We start from the raw sequence: 18,249 nt of genomic DNA on the forward strand, positions 1-18,249 counted from the left end.
GGGCCCGGCTCCCCACGGGAGAGCCGGGCCCCGGACGCCTCGCTCAGTCGGTGCAGGACGGTGTGTCGAAGTGACCCGGCGTGCTCGGGAACGCCGCCCCCGCCCCCTGGTCCCTGTTGTCCCGCGGGTACACGTAGGACAACTCCAGGAAGGCGGACGTGCCCGCCGTGGTCACGTCGCCGGCGCCGCGCCCGGCCCCGGAGGCCCAGGCCAGCCGGGTCAGGAAGTCCTGCATGGCCGGGCTGTGCTGGCGGATGTCGTTGAACCCGCCGTACGCCGAGTTGCAGTGGGTGAACAGGTTGTAGGCGCCGTTCCAGTCGAACAGCCGGTCACCGTTGTTCGGCCCGTTCTGCGTCACGTCGCCCTGGAGCACGTCCCGGTCCCAGCCGCCGTAGATCCAGTCGGTGCCGTGGTGGTGCTGGTTGTCGGCGAGGACGTCGTTGTCCAGGTTGGTCGCCTCGAACCAGCGGCACGGGTCGACCGTGCCGGCGGCCAGGTCGACCGGCCAGGCGCCCGCCGCGCAGTTGCCCGGGTAGGAGCCGCGCGGCCGGAAGTCCAGCAGGTCGGACCCGAGCACCGCGGTGACCGCCGGGCCACTGGTGGCGCCCGCGCCGCCGAACAGGTGGTCGACGTACTGGTCCTGGTCGCCCCGGGCGGCGGCGCTGAACACGCCGTTCACGAGACACTGCGGGTTGGCCGCGTCGAGCACCGGGTCGCAGCCCTTGCCGCCCCAGAGCACGTCCGAGCCCTCGCCGCCGAACACCTCGTCGCCACCGCTGTCGCCGTTGGCCACGTCGTCGCCGAAGCCGCCGTGGATGTTGTCCGCCCCGGCCCCGCCCCGGATCAGGTCGGCCGCCCCGGCGGTGAGCCCGGCGTACGGCATGGGCGCCGAGGTGGCGCCGCCGATCCAGGCGTCCCCGTCGGTGTCGTGCAGCAGGTCCACCCGGCGGTCGTAGCCGCCGGCCCGGAACCCCGTGAACGTCTCCTGCGGGACCGAGGACAGCGTCGCCGTGAAGCCCAGCGCCGCCACGTCGTCGGCGTTGAGGAACTGGTTCACCACGCCGCCCCGGTCACCGAGGATGGCGTCCCGGCCGTCCTCACCGTAGAGGCTGTCCGCGCCCAGCTCGCCGAACAGGTCGTCGTCGCCGGCGCCGCCCCGGATCAGGTCGTCGCCGTCCTGACCCCAGGCGCCGTCGTTGCCGCCGTCGCCGTAGAGCTGGTCGTTGCCGTAGGCGCCGGCCGGCTCGCAGGTGGCCTGGGCCGTCGTGCAGAACCGGGTGGACGGGCCGGGCAGCGCCGGGTCGTGGGTCCGGGCCACCGTGGCGTCGGCCGGCACCGCGCCGGTCGGGTACCGCTCGGTGTAGACCCGCTCGGCCGGCTTCCCGTTCACCGTGGTCACCGTGCGCAGCAGCGAGCCGTTGTCGCCGAGGAGCACGTCGTCGGCGCCGTTGCCCTCGACCACGTCGGTGGTGTCCCGGAACCCGGCGGCGGCGCTGCCGCCGATGAGGTCGTCCTGCCCGGCGGGCGCGCCGGCGCCGACCAGGTCGGCCGGTGCCGCCGGGTCGCCCGGCCAGCCCGGGTCGGGCAGCGGGGTCACCGTGGTCCGGCCCGCCGCGCCGAGGGCGGTGTCGCCGCGCAGCGCGTCCGCGCCGCCGTTGCCCTCCAGGTAGTCGCCGTCGCCGTCGCCGGTCAGCGCGTCGTCGCCGTCCTGGCCCCAGAGTGCGTCGACGCCGTCGCCGCCGCTGATCCGGTCCGCGCCGAACCGGTTGGGGCTGACCGCCGCCCGGTCCAGCAGCACCACGATCCGCGGGCCGAACGGGTTGCCGTCCGCCCCGAGCCGGACCGTCACGGCCGTGGGCTGCTCACCGGGGAGCGGGCGGAGCACCGCGCCGTTGTCCCCGATGACCGCGTCGGAGCCCGGTCCGCCGAACAGGGCGTCCGCGGTGTCCGGCTGGCCCGTCGTGGTCGCCCCGCTCCCGTCGTACGCGGTGCTGGAGCCGCCGACCACGTCGTCGTCGCCGGCGTCGCCCTCGACCCAGTCGGAGCCCGGGCCACCCTCGGCGAAGTCCGCGCCCGCGTCGGCGTGCACCCGGTCCGGGCCGCCCTGGCCGAAGATGACGTCGTCGGCGTCGCCACCGGAGATCAGGTCACCGCCGCTGGTGCCGGCCGCCGGGCTGAACCCGGGGTCGAGCAGGGTCACCTTGCGCGACGGCACCGTGCGGGCCTGGGTCACCCGGGTCGCGTCGGCCGTGGCCGGCGTGAACCGGGCGTTGTCCCCGGCGATCAGGTCGGCGTCGCCGTCGCCGAAGAGCTGGTCCCCGGTGTCCGGGCGGCCGGTGCCGGCGACGGGCTCCTGGCTGGAGCCGCCGACGATCTCGTCCTTCCCGAGGCCGCCGCGGACCAGGTCGGCGCCGTTGTTGCCCTCCAACCGGTCGTCCCCGCCGTCGCCGTCGACCCGGTCGTCGCCGAGCCCGCCGTACGCGACGTCACCCTCCGGGCCACCGGAGACCACGTCCCCGGCGCCGGCCGTCGGCACGTCCCCGGCCAGGTCCAGCGGGTACGGCCCGACGTCACCGATCCGCGGGGTGCCGTTGTCCCCGACGATCCGGTCGACGCCGTCCTCGCCGTAGACGAAGTCCCGGCCGTCTGCCACGCCGGCCACCCGGCCGCCGCCGTAGAGCACGTCGTCGTCCGGGCCGCCGAGAACCTGGTCGCCACCCTCGTTGCCCTCGGCGGTGTCCACGCCGGTGCCGCCGTAGAGGCCGTCGTCACCGGTGTTGCCGAAGAGCAGGTCGACGCCGTCGTCGCCGTGCAACTGGTCGACGCCCGGGCCGCCCCAGGCCCGGTCGGCGCCGCCGCCCAGATGCAGGGTGTCGTCGCCGAGCTGGCCGCAGGCCCGGTCGTCGCCGCCGCCGAGGTCGGCGCGGTCGTCGCCGCTGCCGGCCGTGACCACCTCGACCCCGGCCCCGCCGAGGATGAGGTCGGCCGCGCCCTGGTCGGTCGCGGCCGGCTGGTCGCCGGCGAGGGTGCCGTCGGCGCAGGTCTCGGCGGCCAGCCGCTTGTCACCGAAGACGGTGGCCCCGCCGTCGCCGCCGACCACGTGGTCGCTGCCCAGGCCGCCGACGAGCAGCTTGGTCTGCGACTGGGTGCCGGCCGGCAGCGGCTGGTGGACGACCTGGCGGGCCGGGCCGTAGCCGTCGGTGCCGTCGGGGTCGCCGACGCCGGACGGCTCCGCGATCACGTAGTCCTCGTCCGGGCCACCGAACAGCTCGTCGGTGCCGTAGCCGCCGACCAGCACGTCGTCGCCGCCGTAGCCGTACAGGTGGCCGGTCTGGCCGTTGGCCGAGTGGGACACGACCAGGTCGGCGCCGGCGCTGCCGTGCACGGTGTCCTGGCCGGAGCCGGTGTCGACCTTGTTGACCAGCCCGGCGTCGCCGCTGCCGGCGGCGTCCGGGTCGGCCGGGACGGTGCTGCCGGCGGTGTGGATGGTGTCGTCACCCCTGCCGCCGTTGAGGATGTCCGCACCGGGGCCGCCGACCAGGAGGTTCGTCCCGTTCGGCCGGTCGTCGAGGACCACGCCGACGACGTCGTCGCCGCCGTTGCCGTAGACCGTGCTGGCGCCGTGCCCGACGGTGACGTGGTCGTCCGCGCCGGTGGTGTCCTCGGTCGGTGCCGTGAGCTTCGTCCAGTCGACCAGGCCGGTCAGGCTCTTGTCCCCCACCGAGGTGTGCACGGTGGTCGTGCCGGGCCGGTCCACGGCGCCGAGGTCGCTGTCGCCGGCCACCACGTCGTTGCCGTCGCCGGTCGTGACGGTGTCCCGGCCGGCGCCGCCGGCGACCCGGCTGACCTGGCCGGCCGCCTCGGCGGTGACGATCACGTCGTCGCCGCCGCGGCCGTCCACCCAGGCCGGGCCGGTGCCGGTGCGGATCTGGTCCCGGCCGTCGGAGCCGATGACCACGGCTGCCTTGTCGAACGCGGAGGTCTTCGTGCCGTCGCCGCCGGTGTCACCGTCGCCGAGCAGCAGCACCGACAGGGAGATCTTGTCCGCGTCGGCGACCTGGTAGCCCCGCCCGTCGACGACCACCCGGGTCAGGTTCGGGTCGAGGAACTCCTGCTTGCGCCCGAGCGCCTCCACCGCGAAGCCGTCGAAGTCGGCGTCGCCGTCGGCGTAGTGCACGGCGTACACCTTGATCACGTCACCGGCGTAGGTGCCGGCGCCGTTGTCCCAGGCCTTGTCCCCGCGCTGCTCCTTCTTGCCGAACTTGCCGGCGAAGATCACCAGGGTGTCCCCCGCCGTGCCGCCCAGCTCGGGTGGCTCCGGTGTGCAGTCGGGTTGTGCGCGGAAGTCCAGCAGGGTCGCGTCGACCAGGGTGAAGTCGAACGTCTTGGAGAACAGGAACAGGTCGATGGTGATGTAGACCTTCAGGAACACCGAGAGCTGCCCGCTCGTGGTGAAGAGGCAGACCGGGTTCACCAGCAGCGCCTGGAGGAACTCGCTGGTGCGGAACTTGCCGTCGTTGTTCGGGTCGTTCCAGCTGAACCCGACGGTGAGCCGGATGCCGCCCTCGATGCCCGCCTTGACGATGAGCACGCTGACCTCGGCACCCGCGGCGATCTCGCCGCGCAGGGTCACCACCGGGACGGCCTTGCCGGTGCTGTCGGCCGTCTTGAAGTAGAGGCCGTCGAGGAGGCTGACCGCGTCGAGGTCGGTGCCGTCGGTGGCGGCCTCCACGGCGTGCCGGATGCCCGCGGTGTCCAGGCCGGCGATGAACCGGGCGGTCACCGAGGCGCTGCCGGAGAGGGTGACCAGCACCGGCGGCGGCGCGTAGACCGGGCCGAACGACTGCCGCCAGCTGAACCCGAGCGACAGCGGCCCGGAGTCGAAGCTGACCAGCTCGACGTCCTGCCCCATGAGCAGCCCGAACAGCGAGCCCGGGTTGTCGAAGATCGGGAAGCTGAAGCCGGTCTTCTGGGCGTTGGACTTGCCGTCGGAGCCCGCGGCGAACAGCTTCTCGCCGTCGTCGCCCGCGGCGCCGTCCACGGCGGACTTCACCTCGGCGGCCGTCTTCGCCTTGGTGAACGGGTCGTCCCGCTTGATCAGGCTCTCCGCGGACGCCGGCGACGCCTCGGTGGTGAGCGCCTTCGCCGGGTCGACCAGGAACTGGCCGAGCGGGATCGAGCAGCTGTCGCCCTCGTCGCAGTCCGGTATCCGGTTCACGAAGGTGATCACTGCGCGGACGGTGTCGACGAAGTCGAGCTTCGGCCCGCCGGTGAGGGTGCTGAACGTCTTGGCCAGCCAGACCAGCGTGATGTCCGGTCCGCCGGTGGCCTTCGACAGGTCCGACAGCACCGGGATCGGCGCGTACAGGGTGTCGATGACCGGCTGGAGCGGGCCGGTGACCGCCTTGAGCTTGTCCACGACCGGCTTGAGGATCTTGCTGAAGAAGGCGCCGGCGTCCAGCGCGATGTCGGTGAACGTCACCTGGAGCGGGGTGGTGACCCCGCCGCCGGTGGCGCTCAGCCCGCCCTGCTTGTGCTCCAGGCCCCACTTCAGGCCGAAGCGGGCGCTGATGCCGGGCAGCGCGGAGCCCACCTCGTCACCGGTGTTGACCGCCGCGGCCAGCTTCCAGTCGATGTTGACCTGGGCGGTGAGGTCGGTGGCGAGCAGGGAGCCCAGGTCGGCGAACTCGGCGAGGGTGAGCTTGGCGTCGGCGTCGGCCGCACAGTCCGCGGCGACCGCCGGGTCGAAGCAGCTCTTCTCCCCCGGCGAGCCCTTCAGGTCGACCCCGAAGTACGCCCGCACCAGCGGCGCGGTGCCCTGCTTGGTGGCGTTCACCTGGATGAAGGCGAGCTGGGCGGCCAGGTCGCCGGTCATGTCGAAGGCGGCGCCGATCTGCACCTCGGGAGCGGTGTCACCGTCGTGGGTGGGGACGTAGAAGCCCTCGTCCCGGTCGAGGACCAGGTCCAGGTGCAGCTTCCAGCCGAGCTTGGCCTGGATGCCGTCGGGTGCGCCCTTCTTCGCCTTCAGCGACAGGCCGGGGATGCCCAGGTCGAGCGGCACGTTCACGCCGAGGCACTTGTCGCTGTCGCTCGCGTCCTTGCAGCCGTCCGCGGCCGAGGGCGCGCCGCGCGCGGCGGTCAGCTTGATCCGGATGGACTGGAAGTCCTCCGGCTGGCAGGGGGTGGCCACCCCGCTGCGGCAGCCGACCACCGCGCTCACGCCCGGGTCGAGGTCGGCCAGCACGTCGTTGAGGGCGGTCTGCATGCCGGCGCTGTCCAGGGTGGCGTTCGCCAGCACCGGGCCGATCGCCGCCTTGACGTCCGCGCGCAGTTGGGCGACGAACTTCTGGCCCTGTTGCAGGTCGTCGCCGACGAGCGGCAGCTTGCCGTCGAAGCTGGCCAGCCGCAGCGCCTCCTCCACCTTGGCCAGGTAGCCGTCGATGCCGACGTTGAAGTCGGTCAGCTGCAGCGACAGGTTGGCGAAGCAGGAGGTCAGGTCCGGGGTCTGCGCGTGCGGCGCCAGGTCCAGCCCCATGGTGAAGGTGAGCAGGTTGGTGGCGTCGGCGGGTTCGCAGTTGTTGACGAACAGCGGCGCGCGGGCGCAGATCGGCGTCGTGTCACCGCCGACCCCGCCGCCGCAGTCCACGCCCGCCGTGGTGAACGTCGGCGTCAGGCCGAGCAGGTCGGTGACCGGCCCGTCGGCGGCGAGCCCGCCCAGGCCCACGCTGAGGTTCGCCTTGACGGTGGCGAAGTCGGGGTCCTTGCCGAGATCGAGGGCGAGCGGACCGACCCGGGCGGCCAGCGCCGCGTCGTCCACCCCGCCCTTGACGGTGACCTTGGCCGAGGAGTTCTTGTCCAGCAGCGGCGCCGCGTTGAGCTTCAGCGGCAGCAGCAGGCCCAGTTTGGCCTGGGCGTCGACGTCGAGGGCGAAGGTGCCGGAGCTGTCCAGGCTGACCAGCTCACGCGCGCCGTCCCAGGCGAAGGCGAGCGGCCCGGCGGTGCGCACGTTGCGCTTCCAGTCCAGCCCCACCCGCAGGTACGGGCCGCCGGCACGCTCGTCCAGCGTGAACTGGATGCCGCTGTCCGCGCCGATCGCCTTGTTGAGCTGGTCGAGAGCGTCCTGGAGGGTGTCCGGCGGCGCGGCGAGCAGCTTGTCCAGCGCGTCGGCCAGCTCGGGGCGCAGCGCGTACGCCGTGCCGTTCTCCGGCTTCGGCGTGCCGGCCGCGTCGACGCGCAGGGTCTGGCCGTCGACCCGGTCCAGCACCCGGTACGCCTTGCTGCCGATCACCAGGGTCCGCCCGGCCAGCCGCGGGTCGAAGGCCGCGTCGCCGCTGCGGTTGGCGTCCTTGAGCAGGAAGTTCGCCCCGTCGGCGGTGAACGTGACGCCCTTGCCGACGCCGCTCTCGTCCGCGCCGAGCAGTTCCCGGGCCGAGCGGCCGAGCAGCGGGATCTCGGTGTTCAGCGGCCCGCTGCCGCCGGGCTGGGTGAGCGCGGCGTTCACCAGCCGCAGCGCCTCGACGACCACCGCGAAGAGGGCCTTCGGGTCGTCCGGGTTGAAGTCGACGGCGAAGATCCCGTCGAGGCTGCTGGTGTCGACCACCGGCTGCTCGCCGGCCTTCCAGCTGACGTCCACGCCGACGCCCTCGCCGAGCGCGCCGGTGGCGCCCGGCACGCTGACCGTGACCCGGCCGGTGGTCCTCACCGAGGAGGAGACGGCGAGCAGGTTGCCCGGCTCGGACTGCAACCGGCGGAACAGCTCGCCGAGGCTGACGTCCTGCGCCTGCTTGAAGCTCACCTGGAGCATCCGCTGCCCGCTCGCGGCCGGGCCGACGGTGAGGTCACCGCCGAGCTTGACCTTGAGGAAGCCGGCGGTGGCGAAGAAGTCGACCCCGGTGGCGATCGGGAAGTCGGCCGCGAACAGCGGCGTGGCCGGGTCGGTGCGCAGCAGCACCCGGTCCGCGTTGGCCTCCGGGCTGCCGAGGTCGTCGCGCAGGTCGAGCACGAGGGTGACCGCCGCGCTGTAGCGGGGCTTCACCGTGGCGAAGCTGGCCTGGGCGTTCGCGGCCCGCAGGCCGACCTTCTTGTCGCCGCCGGCCGGCTTGGTGAGCGTGCCGGCGAGTTCGACGGCGCCGATGTTCGGGCTGGAGCCGCTGATCACCCAGACGCTGTCCGGGTCGGGCTGGCCGCCGATCCAGTTCTCCGCGAGGGTGACCGTGGTGGCGGTGTTCGCGGCGACGGTGCCGGCCGAGGTGCCCGCCACGACCCGCTGGCCGACCAGCTCGTCGGGGGTGAACCGGTTCCCGTCGACGCTGAAGCCCTTGGCCGTGAAGGTGGCGCCGCGGCCGGAGACCGAGGCGGCACCCGGGTCCAGCGGCACGGCCACGGTGGACTCCCGCTCCAGCTTCACCCGGAAGACGAGCTTCTCGCCGGCGAAGGAGAGGTTGTCGACGGGCAGCCCCTCGGCGGCGAGCAGCTTGACCAGCTCCTGGATGGAGCTGAACTTCGGCTGGCCCGCCTTGGCGGGATCGTCGGTGGCGGGGTCGAACCCCGGGTCGTCCGGCCTGGGGTGCACGTACTTCTTCAGGAAGCCGGTGAGCTTCTCGTTGACCTTCACGGCGTCGGCGAAGGTACCCCGCAGGAAGGGCAGGCTCAGGTTGCCGGCCGGACCGCTCTGCTGCACCCCACTGAGCAGGGAGGCGAGCTGGGCCAGCCCGGAGGCCAGGTCCAGCGGGCTCATGTTCCGGAACTTGGCGATGGTCTCGTCGAGGCCGGTGGTGGTGACCGTGGGGCTGCCCACGCTGATGTCGTTCCAGTCGACCTTCACGGTCGCGGCGACGGCGGGCAGGTCGAACGGGGCGCCGGCGGTGGCCGCGCCGAGGTTCACCTGGCCGTGCACGGAGCCGGGGCCCGCCTCGGTCTCGGTGTCGGAGATCCGGCCGCCACCGGAGTTGTCCAGGGCGACCTGGACCAGCCCGCCGAGGGAGCCCGCCGCGCCCAGCTCACCGGTCCCGGCGCCGGCGCCGGTGTCGAAGGCGAGCCGGCCGTCGCCGTTCGGGTCGGTGACGGTGGCCTTGACGTGGGTACGGGCCGTGAGGGTGCTGCCGGCGGTGAGCGTGACGCCGAGGATGCCGACCGAGGCGGTGGCCTGGTCCAGGTCGGCGCGGAGCGTCGCCGCGGCGTCGATGTCGAGGCGTGGGGTGTCCCCGTCGCGGACCAGGTAGGTCTCCCCCGCGGCGGTGTGCCGGGCCCGCAGGTGCAGGGTCGCCCAGCCGGTGACGTCGACCGCCTTGGCGACCGTCACCCCGCCGACCGCCAGGTCCTTCGCGGTGACCTGCCGCTTCGTGGTGACCACCACGTCGAGCAGGTGGTCCCCGCCGCTGGTGGTGACCGTGCTGGTCAGGCGGGTGCCGCCGCCGAGGTCCACGTCGTCCTTGGTCAGGCCGCCGGCCAGGGCGTCGGACGCCTTGCGGGCGAGCTTGTCGGTGTCCACGAGCGAACCCGGGCTCACGCCGAGCAGCGGCAGCGGCTGGCCGAGCAGGCCGACCCGGGACAGCCCGCCCTCCGCCCAGGTGGCGGTGCGGGACATCAGGGTCTTGAGCGCGCTCTCCCACGCCTCGTCCGCGTGCGCGGGCGCCGCCGTCCACACCAGGGCGAGCGCGGCGGTCACCACCGCCGCGGTCAGGCCGGCGAGCAGCCGCCGTAGAGCCACCATGAGCCACCTCTTCCTCGATGGCCGTCACCGACGGCGCTGGTCCCGCGCCAGCACATCGATCGCGGAAGGGACCCACAACTTCTGTGTCGAGATCGTGACAGAGCGTCAGACTGATCGGCTCACACCGTTTCGCCGACCGTCGTGATCGGACTGAGCAGTCAGCCAGAACCCGTCGGCGCGTGTAACGAAACGGCCGGCGCCGGCGCTGGTCATGGTCACCGCGCGCGGGCGCCGGCCGTCGGCCGGGGGTCAGAACGGGGCGTCGACGGACAGCCGCCGCACCTGGGTCAGGTACGGGTCCAGCTCGCCCACCTCGAACCGGCAGGTGCCGATGACGTGCCAGAACTGGCCGCCCGGGTCGCCGTCCAGCTTGTACCGGCCGTCCGGGCTGACCGCCGCCCAGCCGTCGGGCAGGCCGATCAGGGTGGCCCGCAGCTGGGCGTGCTCGGGATCGGCGACGTCCCACAGCCGTACGGTGCCGTCGTCACCCGCGCTGGCCAGCAGGCTGCTGTCGGGGCTGAACGCCACCGACCAGACCCGCCGCGTGTGTGCGGCCAGGGTGCCGTGCAGCCGCCCGGTGCCCGGGTCCCAGAGCCGGATGACCAGATCGTCGCCGGCCGTGGCGAGCAGGTTGCCGTTGGGGCTGAACGCGCAGGACCAGAGCCGGCCGGTGTGCTCGGTGAGCACGGTGCGCCGCTCGCCGGTGACCGCGTCCCAGACCACGGCGACGCCGTCGTTGCTGGCGCTGGCGAGCAGCGTGCCGTCGGTGTTGAAGGACACCGCGTACACCCGGTCGGTGTGGTGTTCGAGGGTGAGCCGGCAGGTCGCGGTGGCCGCGTCCCAGAGCCGGACGAGCTGGTCGTCGCAGCCCGTGGCGATGGTCTCGCCGTCCGGGCTGAACGTCATGGCGCGCACCCGGCCCCGGTGCGGGGTGAGGGTGGCGAAGTGCCGGCCGGTACGCCGATACCACAACCGCACGGTGTCGTCGTCGTTGGCGGTGGCGAGGGCGTCGCCGTCGGGACTGAACGCGGTCGCCCAGACGTGGTCGGTGTCCACGTTGAGCTCCCGCTCGTCGGCGCCGGTGTCGGTGTTCCACAGGTGCACGCCGCCGTCGCCGCTCGGCGCGGCGACCAGCGACTCGCCCGGGCAGAAGACCGCCGAGAGCAGCCGGTCGGCCGGGCTGGCGAGCTGCCGGACCAGGCGGCCCGTGCGCGGCTCCCAGAGCCGCACCACACCGTCGTTGCCGCAGGCCGCCAAGACCTCGCCGTCGTCCCGGAAGGACAGCGCGGTGACCCGCCGGCCGTGCCCCCGCAGGGTGTGCTGGAGCTGCCCGGAGCGCACGTCCCACAGCCGGGTGGTGCCGTCGTTGCTGCTGGTGGCCACCTGGACCTGGTCGGGCCGCCAGACCACCGGCCAGACGGAGCCGCGGTGCCGGGTCAGCTCGTGCCGCAGCTGGCCGTCGGCGCTCTCCCAGATCTGGATCGCGCCGTCGCTGGCCGCGGTGGCGAGCAGGCTGCCGTCGCCGTTGAACCGGACGCTGTAGATCGCGCCGCGCTGCCGGCCGAGCACCCGGACCGGGCGGCCGGTCTCCAGCTCCCAGAGCCGCAGCGCGCCGTGGGTGTCGCCGGTCGCCATCAGCGTGCCGTCGGGGTGGATGTCGAGGGCGTACACGTCGGCCTCGTGGCCGCGCGGCTGGCGCAGCAGCTCGCCGTCGGTGGCCCGCCGGATCCAGACCCGGCCGTGCTGGCCCACCGCGGCCAGCAGCCGGCCGTCGGGGCTGTGCACCACCCGGTAGACCACCTCCGGCTCGCGCACCTCGAACGCGAGCCGGCCGGAGGGGATGTCCCAGCCCCGCACCACGCCGGCACTGTCGACCACGACGACCCGCCGGCCGTCGGGGCTGAACGAGGTGCCCCAGATCGGCGCCGCGTGGCCGGGCCACTCGTGGCGCAGCCGCGCCGTCCGGGTGTCGTAGAGCCGGACCACGCCGGCCGCGTCGCCGACCACCAGCCGGCCCCGCTCGCCGTCGGTGAGCAGCGGCCACACCCAGCCGTCGAAGACGTCCTCGATGACGTGCCGCACGTCGCCGTGGTCGGCGTCCCACAGGCGTACGGTCAGGTCGGCCGCCCCGGTCACCAGCTGGTGCGAGGCGGCGTCGAAGCGCACCGCGTAGACCCGGCCCCGGTGGCCCTGGAGGGTACGCACCGGCAGCCCGGCCGCCGTGTCGCAGATGAGCACACCACCGTCGTCGCTGCCCACCGCGAGCACCGACCCGTCCGGGCTGTACGCCACCGGCACCGGCAGCCGCCCCACCTCGAAGCCGTACGCGACGCCCACGGCGGGCGGGGCGAGGCCCGGCGCGACCGGACGGCCCGGTGCGACCACGGCGCCGCGCAGCTCCGGCGCGCGCAGCAGCGCCGCGTCGGCGCTCACGTCGATCAGCGCGGTGCGGTGCCAGCTGCTGCCGGCGATCCGCGCGCCGCGCAGGTCGGCGCGGAACAGCCGGGCGCCGGCCAGCTCCGCGTCGCGCAGGTCCGCCCCGGCGAGGCGGGCCTGGTCGAGGCGGGCGCCGCGCAGCCGGGCGTGCTCCAGCCGCGCCTCGGTGAGGTTGGTGGCGACCAGGCGGGTGTCGGTGAGGTCGGCGCCGGTCAGGTCCGCCCCGGCGAGTTCCCGGTGGGACAGGTCCTCGCCGCGCAGCACCGCGCCGCGCAGGTCGGCCCGGTCGGGCAGCCGCAGCCGGGCGCTGAGCCGCAGCGCGTTGGCGCGGACCGTCTCACCGGCCGCCTCGTCACCCAGCACCCGGGCGGTCCAGGCGGTGCAGCGCGCCGGATCGGCGAGGTCGCCGAGGAACTCGACGGTCAGCGCGGACAGCGGGCGCACCGCCAGCGCGGCCGGCTCCTCGCCCCGGTTGAGCTGCGCGGCGACCCCCTCGGCGACCAGCCACTCCATCACCGAGGTGTGGATGAACCCGAACAGCCCGTCGTCGGTGCGGACCAGCAGGCTGCCGGCACCCACCGCGTGGATCGCCTGCGGCCCGGACAACCGGGAGTCGGCCAGGCCGGCGAGCTGGCCGGCGGCCTCGGCCAGCTCGGCCAGCCGCAGGTAGGACTCGCCGCTCTCCCAGAGCTGGAAGGCCAGCCGGCTCACCGCGTGCCACAGCTCGGGCCGCCGCAGGCTCACCGGCGCGCCCGGGATGCCCTGGGTGCGCCGCTCCTCGAAGTCCAGCCAGGACTCCAGGATCTCCCGGTAGAGCGCGGCCGCGCTGAACGTGCCGCCGGCGCCCGCCACGGCGGCCAGCCGCCCCTCGTCGAGGTTGGCGATGAAGCCGAGCATCCGCGGGTTGCGGGAGAGGCCGAGCAGGTCCTTCACCCCGGCCAGCAGGTCGAGCCGCTCGCGGGCGGCCCGCTCGTCGCCCCCGTAGCGGTGCCGCAGGAAGGTCTCGATCTGCCCGGGGGTGAAGTCCTCGATGGCCAGCACCCGGCGGTGCGGCAGCAGGCCCACCCGCTCGCCCAGGGCGGTCAGCACCTGAGAGTTGGTCTTGAAGTGCTGGGTTCGGCTGCTCACCACGATCTTCGCGTGGCCCTCGGCCGCCTGGAGCAGCGTCTCCAGGTGGTCGGCGGCCCGGTCGTAGGTCACCCGGGCGACCAGCTCGTCGAAGCCGTCGAACAGCAGCACGATCCGGCCCTGGCGGAGCATGTAGCGGAACGCCTTGAGGTCGATCACCTGCTCGCCGTGGTTGGCCAGGTGCGCGGCCACGAGGCCGTCGACCGAGTGCGCCTTGTCCAGCGCGCGCAGCTCGACCAGGATCGGGATCAGGTCGGGGGCGGCGGTGGGCAGCCGGCGGGCCACCTCGCGCAGCGCGAACGTCTTGCCCCGGCCGAAGTCGCCGAGCACCAGCACGAACCGGCCGTCCGGCGCGGAGATCAGCTCCAGCAGCTCGTCCACCACGTCCTCGCGGACCCGCTGGTCGGCGCCGACGAGGTGCCGGTAGCGCTGCGGCACGTACTGGCCGGGCGGATAGAGCCGGTCGGCCTGCAGCCGGGCGGTCTGCGCGGCGACGTAGTCGCGCAGGTCGAGCAGGCCCTGGAACTCGGTGAGGTGCAGCAGCCGCACGCCGCGTCGCTGTGCCGCCTCGGCCAGCCCGCGCGGCACCCGGTCGCCGTCGTAGACGAGCTCGGAGGGGATGTCCGGGTCGGTGGCGTGCACCCGCCGGGCGAAGGCGTCGACGTCGGTGGGGGTCGGGGTGCCCACGTGCGCCCCCACCCGCTGCTGCCGGACCACCCCGTCGGCCCGGTAGGTGACGTAGAGGTGCGGCGGGTCGGCCTCGACGCGGCGGACCACCACCCGGTCGTGGCGGGCCTCGCACACCTCGGCGAGCCGGTCGAGCAGGCGCTCCAGCGGCGGGGCCGGCGCCACGGCCGGCGTGGTGGCCGGCGGGTCGGCGGCGGCGCCCTGGGTGGGCCCCTCGACCACGGTGGGCTGCCGGGGATCGGGCACCTGGGCGGGGCCGGCCGCGCCGAACGTCGCCCCGGCGCCCGGCCAGCTCAGCCGGGTCGGCTCGCCCACCTCGTGCCGGTCGTCGCGGCCCAGCACCCAGCGGGTCATCCCGTCGGCGCCGAGCTGGAGCACCTGGGCCCGGCCGTCCCGGGAGGCGGTGGCCAGCGGCACCACCGGGTCGACCCGGGGACCGGGCGCGGCGTCGGCGAGCAGCAGGTTGAGCATCGGGCCGACCAGCCGGTTGAACGCGCCGCGGTCGCGCAGCGACACCCGGTCGGGCACGGCCACCTCGTCGGCGTACGGGGTGCGCGGGCCGGGGGCGTGCGCCATGGCACCGAGCCGCAGCCAGCCGGACTGCTGGTAGTGGCGCAGCCGCTGGGCGAACCAGGTGGACTGCGCCTCGCCGAGGAAGCCGTACCGGTCCTCCTCGCGGTGGGTGATCGCGACGGTCGAGTTGAGCCCGGCCACCACCACCCGCAGGTCCGGCACCGGGAAGAGCGTCCACGGCTGCTCGCTGTCGAAGATCCGGTCCTCGAGGCCCTGGTAGAGCTCGTCGAACAGGCGCGCGTAGTGCCGCCACTTCGGCCAGTACGGCGGCTGCGGGTCGACGTCGTCGGCCTCGCAGGTGGCGAAGTAGGCCCGGCTGGCGGCCATGGTGACGTCGCGCGGGCCGGGCACCACGACCAGCCGGTGCGGCTCCAGGCCGAGCAGCACCCGCAGCCCGGTGAGGAAACTCAGCGCGTCGGAGAACTCCCGGGGACTGCCCGATTCGGTCAGGTTGCCGGCCACCACCAGCAGGTCCGGCCGGGGCACCCCGTCGTTCATGAGCAGGGTGAGGTCGCCCATCAGATGTTCCTGCAGCTCCCCGGGGGTGACCGGGGCGCCCGGCTCGATCACCCCGCGACCGAAGCGGGGCCCGGCGACATGGAGCACGCTCAGGGCACCGCGCGCCGTGGGCGCGGCCGCTGCGGGCGGGAACGGCGGCGGGTTGATCGGGGTACGCCGGGCGCGGCGCGGCGCCGGCGCGCCGGTGGCGGGCGCGGCGAGCACCCCGGCCGGGTCGGCGGGATGGTGCGGGAAGGCCGGCTGCCGCATCGGTTTGGCGCGGCCGTCGAGCGTCTGCCGGATCCGGTCGAGCACCCGCCCCCGCGCCTGCGCCGGGTCGCTCACGCCGACCAGGTCGACGTAGGTGATGGTGGCGAGCAGGCCGTCGATGGGGCAGTCCTCGACCCGCACGGTGACCAGCTTGTTGCCGGTGCCGTCCGGGTCGGCGCGCAGCGCGGCCTGCCATTCCAGCTTGCCGTAGGTCGAGTGCAGGTAGCGTTCGGACAGCACCGCCACCACCACCTCGGCCTCGCGGACCCCGCGGTCCATGAAGTCGATGAAGTTGGTGCCGGCCACGAAGTCCCACGCCTGGAGCAGGGTGCGGTAGCCGGCCGCCTCGAACTCCCACGCCAGCCAGGTCGCCCAGCGCTCGTCGGCCGGCGAGTAGCTGATGAAGAAGTCGATGGGGCGGTCGGACCGGGTCGGGTGCGCGCCTACAGCCACCCGATCATTATGGCCACTGACGGTCAATCCGTGGACACCCTCGGCAGCCGCCGACCGGGCCGCGTCGGGCCGGTCCGGCCGGGCGGGGGTGTGCGAGGATCATGCGTCGTGGAGACCGTGGGCGAGCCGCCGTCCGCCGCGCCGGACCGATCCCGATGGGGACGGCTGCACGTCCTGGACTGGATCGCGCTGGGGCTGGCCGTGGTGGGCGTCCTCTGCGTCCTCACCGGACTGCTCCCCCGCGCCGACGCCGAGGAGACCGTACGCCGGATCGTGCCCATCCTGATCTTTCTGGGCACGGTGGTGGTGCTGGCCGAGCTGACCGCGGTGGCCGGGGTGTTCGACGCGCTCGCCGCCCGGGTGGCCATCACGGCCCGGGGCAGCTACCGGGCGCTGTTCTGGCTCTGCGTGGGGTTCGCCTCGATCACCACCATCGCGCTCAACCTGGACACGACGGCCGTCCTGCTCACCCCGGTGATGATCGCCCTGGCCCGCAAGCTGGGCGTGCCGCCGACCCCGCTGGCCATGACCACGGTCTGGCTGGCCAACACGGCGAGCCTGCTGCTGCCGGTGTCCAACCTGACCAACATCCTGGCCAGCGACCGGATCGGCCTGGAGCCGGTGCCGTGGGCGGCCCGGATGTGGTGGCCGCAACTGGTGGCCATCGTGATCACCATGGTGCTGCTGTGGTGGTGGTACTGGCGGCCGGCTCGTGCCGGCGCCGACCCGTTCGTCCCGCCGCCGCCGCACGTGCCGCCGGACCGGGTGCTCTACCGCACCGCACTCGCGGCGTGCCTGCTCTTCGTCGCCGGGATCCTGGTCGGCGTCGAGATCGGACTCGCCTCCGGGGTGGCCGCCGCGATCCTGGTCGCCGGGTTCGCGGTGCGGGCCCGGGGCAGCCTGCGGCTCGCGCTGGTGCCGTGGCGGCTGCTGGTCTTCGTGACCGGGCTGTTCCTCGTGGTGCAGACCATCGGCCGGCACGGCCTCGACACCGTGCTCGGCGCGCTCATCGGCGGCGACACGGGCGCCGAGGGCGCGCTGCGGGCCGGCGGCGCTGGCGCGCTCTTCGCCAACGTGGTCAACAACCTGCCCGCCTACCTGGCCGGCGAGGCGGTCATCGCCACCGATCACCACACCCAGTTGCTGGCCCTGCTCGTCGGCACCAACGTCGGCCCGCTGGCCACGCCATGGGCCTCGCTGGCGACGCTCATCTGGTACGAGCGCTGCCGGGCCGCCGGGGTGGCCGTGCCGCTGGGCCGGTTCGTGGCCACCAGCGCCGCGCTCGCCGTGCTCGCCACCGCGGCCACCGTTGCCGCCCTGCTGATCGGCCCGGGGTCCTGAGCCCGGTCGGGAGGGCCCAGCCCCACGGCCGGGCTCAGGCGTGACGCCCGCCTCCTCGCCGACGACGCGGTCCGGGCAGACGCTCAGGCGCCCGCCGCACTCAGCAGCCGGTCGCCGAGGTCGGTCCGGGAGTAGAGCACGTGCCGGCCCGCCCGGCGCGAGGCGAGCAGCCCGGCGGCCCGCAGGGCCTGGAGGTGCACGCTGAGCGTCGGGGCGGACAGGGCCATCTGGGTGGCGGCCTGGCTGGTCGACATCGGCAGGTCCAGCTGGGCGAGCAGGGCGGCCCGGGTCTGGCCGAGGACGCCGACGAGCGCCGAGCCGGCCTGCTCGGAATGCTCCGCCCAGAGCCGGCCGAGGCCGCGCGGGGAGTAGGAGACGGTGGGTGGCTCGGGGTGCGCGGTGCGCACGAGCACGTCCGGCCAGGCGAAGGCGCACGGCACGAGAAGCAGCCCGCGCCCACCGCAGTCGGCGTGGCCGTCGTAGTACTTGACGATGCGGAGCGTCTGGTCGGCGAACGTGACCGACGGGTGCAGGCTGCTCATCATCCGGTCGACGCCGCCGTCGGCCAGGACGTCGAGCCGGTAGGCGATGTCGTCGTGGAGCAGGGCGTCGATGCGCGGCCAGTCGGGCGCGATCGCGACCCGGTGGTACGCGTCGAGGGCCTCCGTGACCGGGCCGAGGCCCGCGTCCGGCCGGTCCACCAGCGTCTGGAGCAGGTCCCGTCGCGCCTGCCGGCCGGGCCCCCGCTGGGCGACCCGGTGGGTCGCCAGGTGCGCCAGTTCCTGGGCCACGGTCTCCGGGTCGGCGTCGGCGACCTGCGCCAGCGCGTCCGCGAAGGTCGCCGAGCGGCGGCCCGGTGGCGGCAGCAGGAAGTCGGGGAGGTAGCCCTCCGGACGCACGAGCGCCCGCAGCAGGTCGAGGTCGCGCTCGCGCAGCCGGCCCGCCCGCCCGGCGAACCGGTCGATCCAGGGCCGGTGCAGGTGTGGGCCCTGCCGGCCGGCGGACAGCGCGCGCAGGCTGGCGACGGTCTCCGTGAGGGGCGCCGCGGCGAAACGCACGCGGGTCAGGTCCGCCGCCGTGACGTGCAGGTGGATCACGAGCCCCGCTCCTCCGATTAGGACTCAGCCTAATCGTGGCCGGGCCGGAGAGGC

General features: G+C 74.5%; 4 protein-coding genes. 1 reads left to right on the plus strand and 3 read right to left on the minus strand.

Going from position 1 to position 18,249, the window contains the following annotated elements:
- Nucleotides 1-43 precede the first annotated feature (43 nt).
- Complete coding sequence (locus GA0070214_RS02600) at nt 44-9,712, minus strand: calcium-binding protein (RefSeq protein ID WP_091258569.1); 9,669 nt, start codon at nt 9,710-9,712, stop codon at nt 44-46.
- A 249-nt stretch (nt 9,713-9,961) separates the two neighbouring features.
- Nucleotides 9,962-15,757 (minus strand): WD40 domain-containing protein, encoded by a 5,796-nt coding sequence (locus GA0070214_RS02605; RefSeq protein WP_091258577.1) that lies wholly within the window; start codon nt 15,755-15,757, stop codon nt 9,962-9,964.
- A gap of 108 nt (nt 15,758-15,865) precedes the next feature.
- Between GA0070214_RS02605 and GA0070214_RS02610 the strand changes: the two genes are divergently transcribed.
- Complete coding sequence (locus GA0070214_RS02610; protein ID WP_091258578.1) at nt 15,866-17,098, plus strand: ArsB/NhaD family transporter; 1,233 nt, start codon at nt 15,866-15,868, stop codon at nt 17,096-17,098.
- A gap of 83 nt (nt 17,099-17,181) precedes the next feature.
- Here the strand turns inward: GA0070214_RS02610 and GA0070214_RS02615 are convergent, their stop codons facing one another.
- Nucleotides 17,182-18,195 carry a DUF5937 family protein gene (locus tag GA0070214_RS02615; RefSeq protein ID WP_208602620.1) on the minus strand — a complete coding sequence of 338 codons (1,014 nt, stop codon included), beginning with the start codon at nt 18,193-18,195 and terminating at the stop codon, nt 17,182-17,184.
- Nucleotides 18,196-18,249: the final 54 nt, after the last annotated feature.

It is taken from the genome of Micromonospora chaiyaphumensis (assembly GCF_900091435.1).
GTDB classification, from domain to species: Bacteria; Actinomycetota; Actinomycetes; order Mycobacteriales; family Micromonosporaceae; genus Micromonospora; species Micromonospora chaiyaphumensis.

Coding starts and splice junctions, on each gene's coding strand:
- GA0070214_RS02600 (WP_091258569.1), bottom strand. CDS start 9,712: ATGGTGGCTCTACGGCGGCTGCTCGCCGGCCTGACCGCGGCGGTGGTG.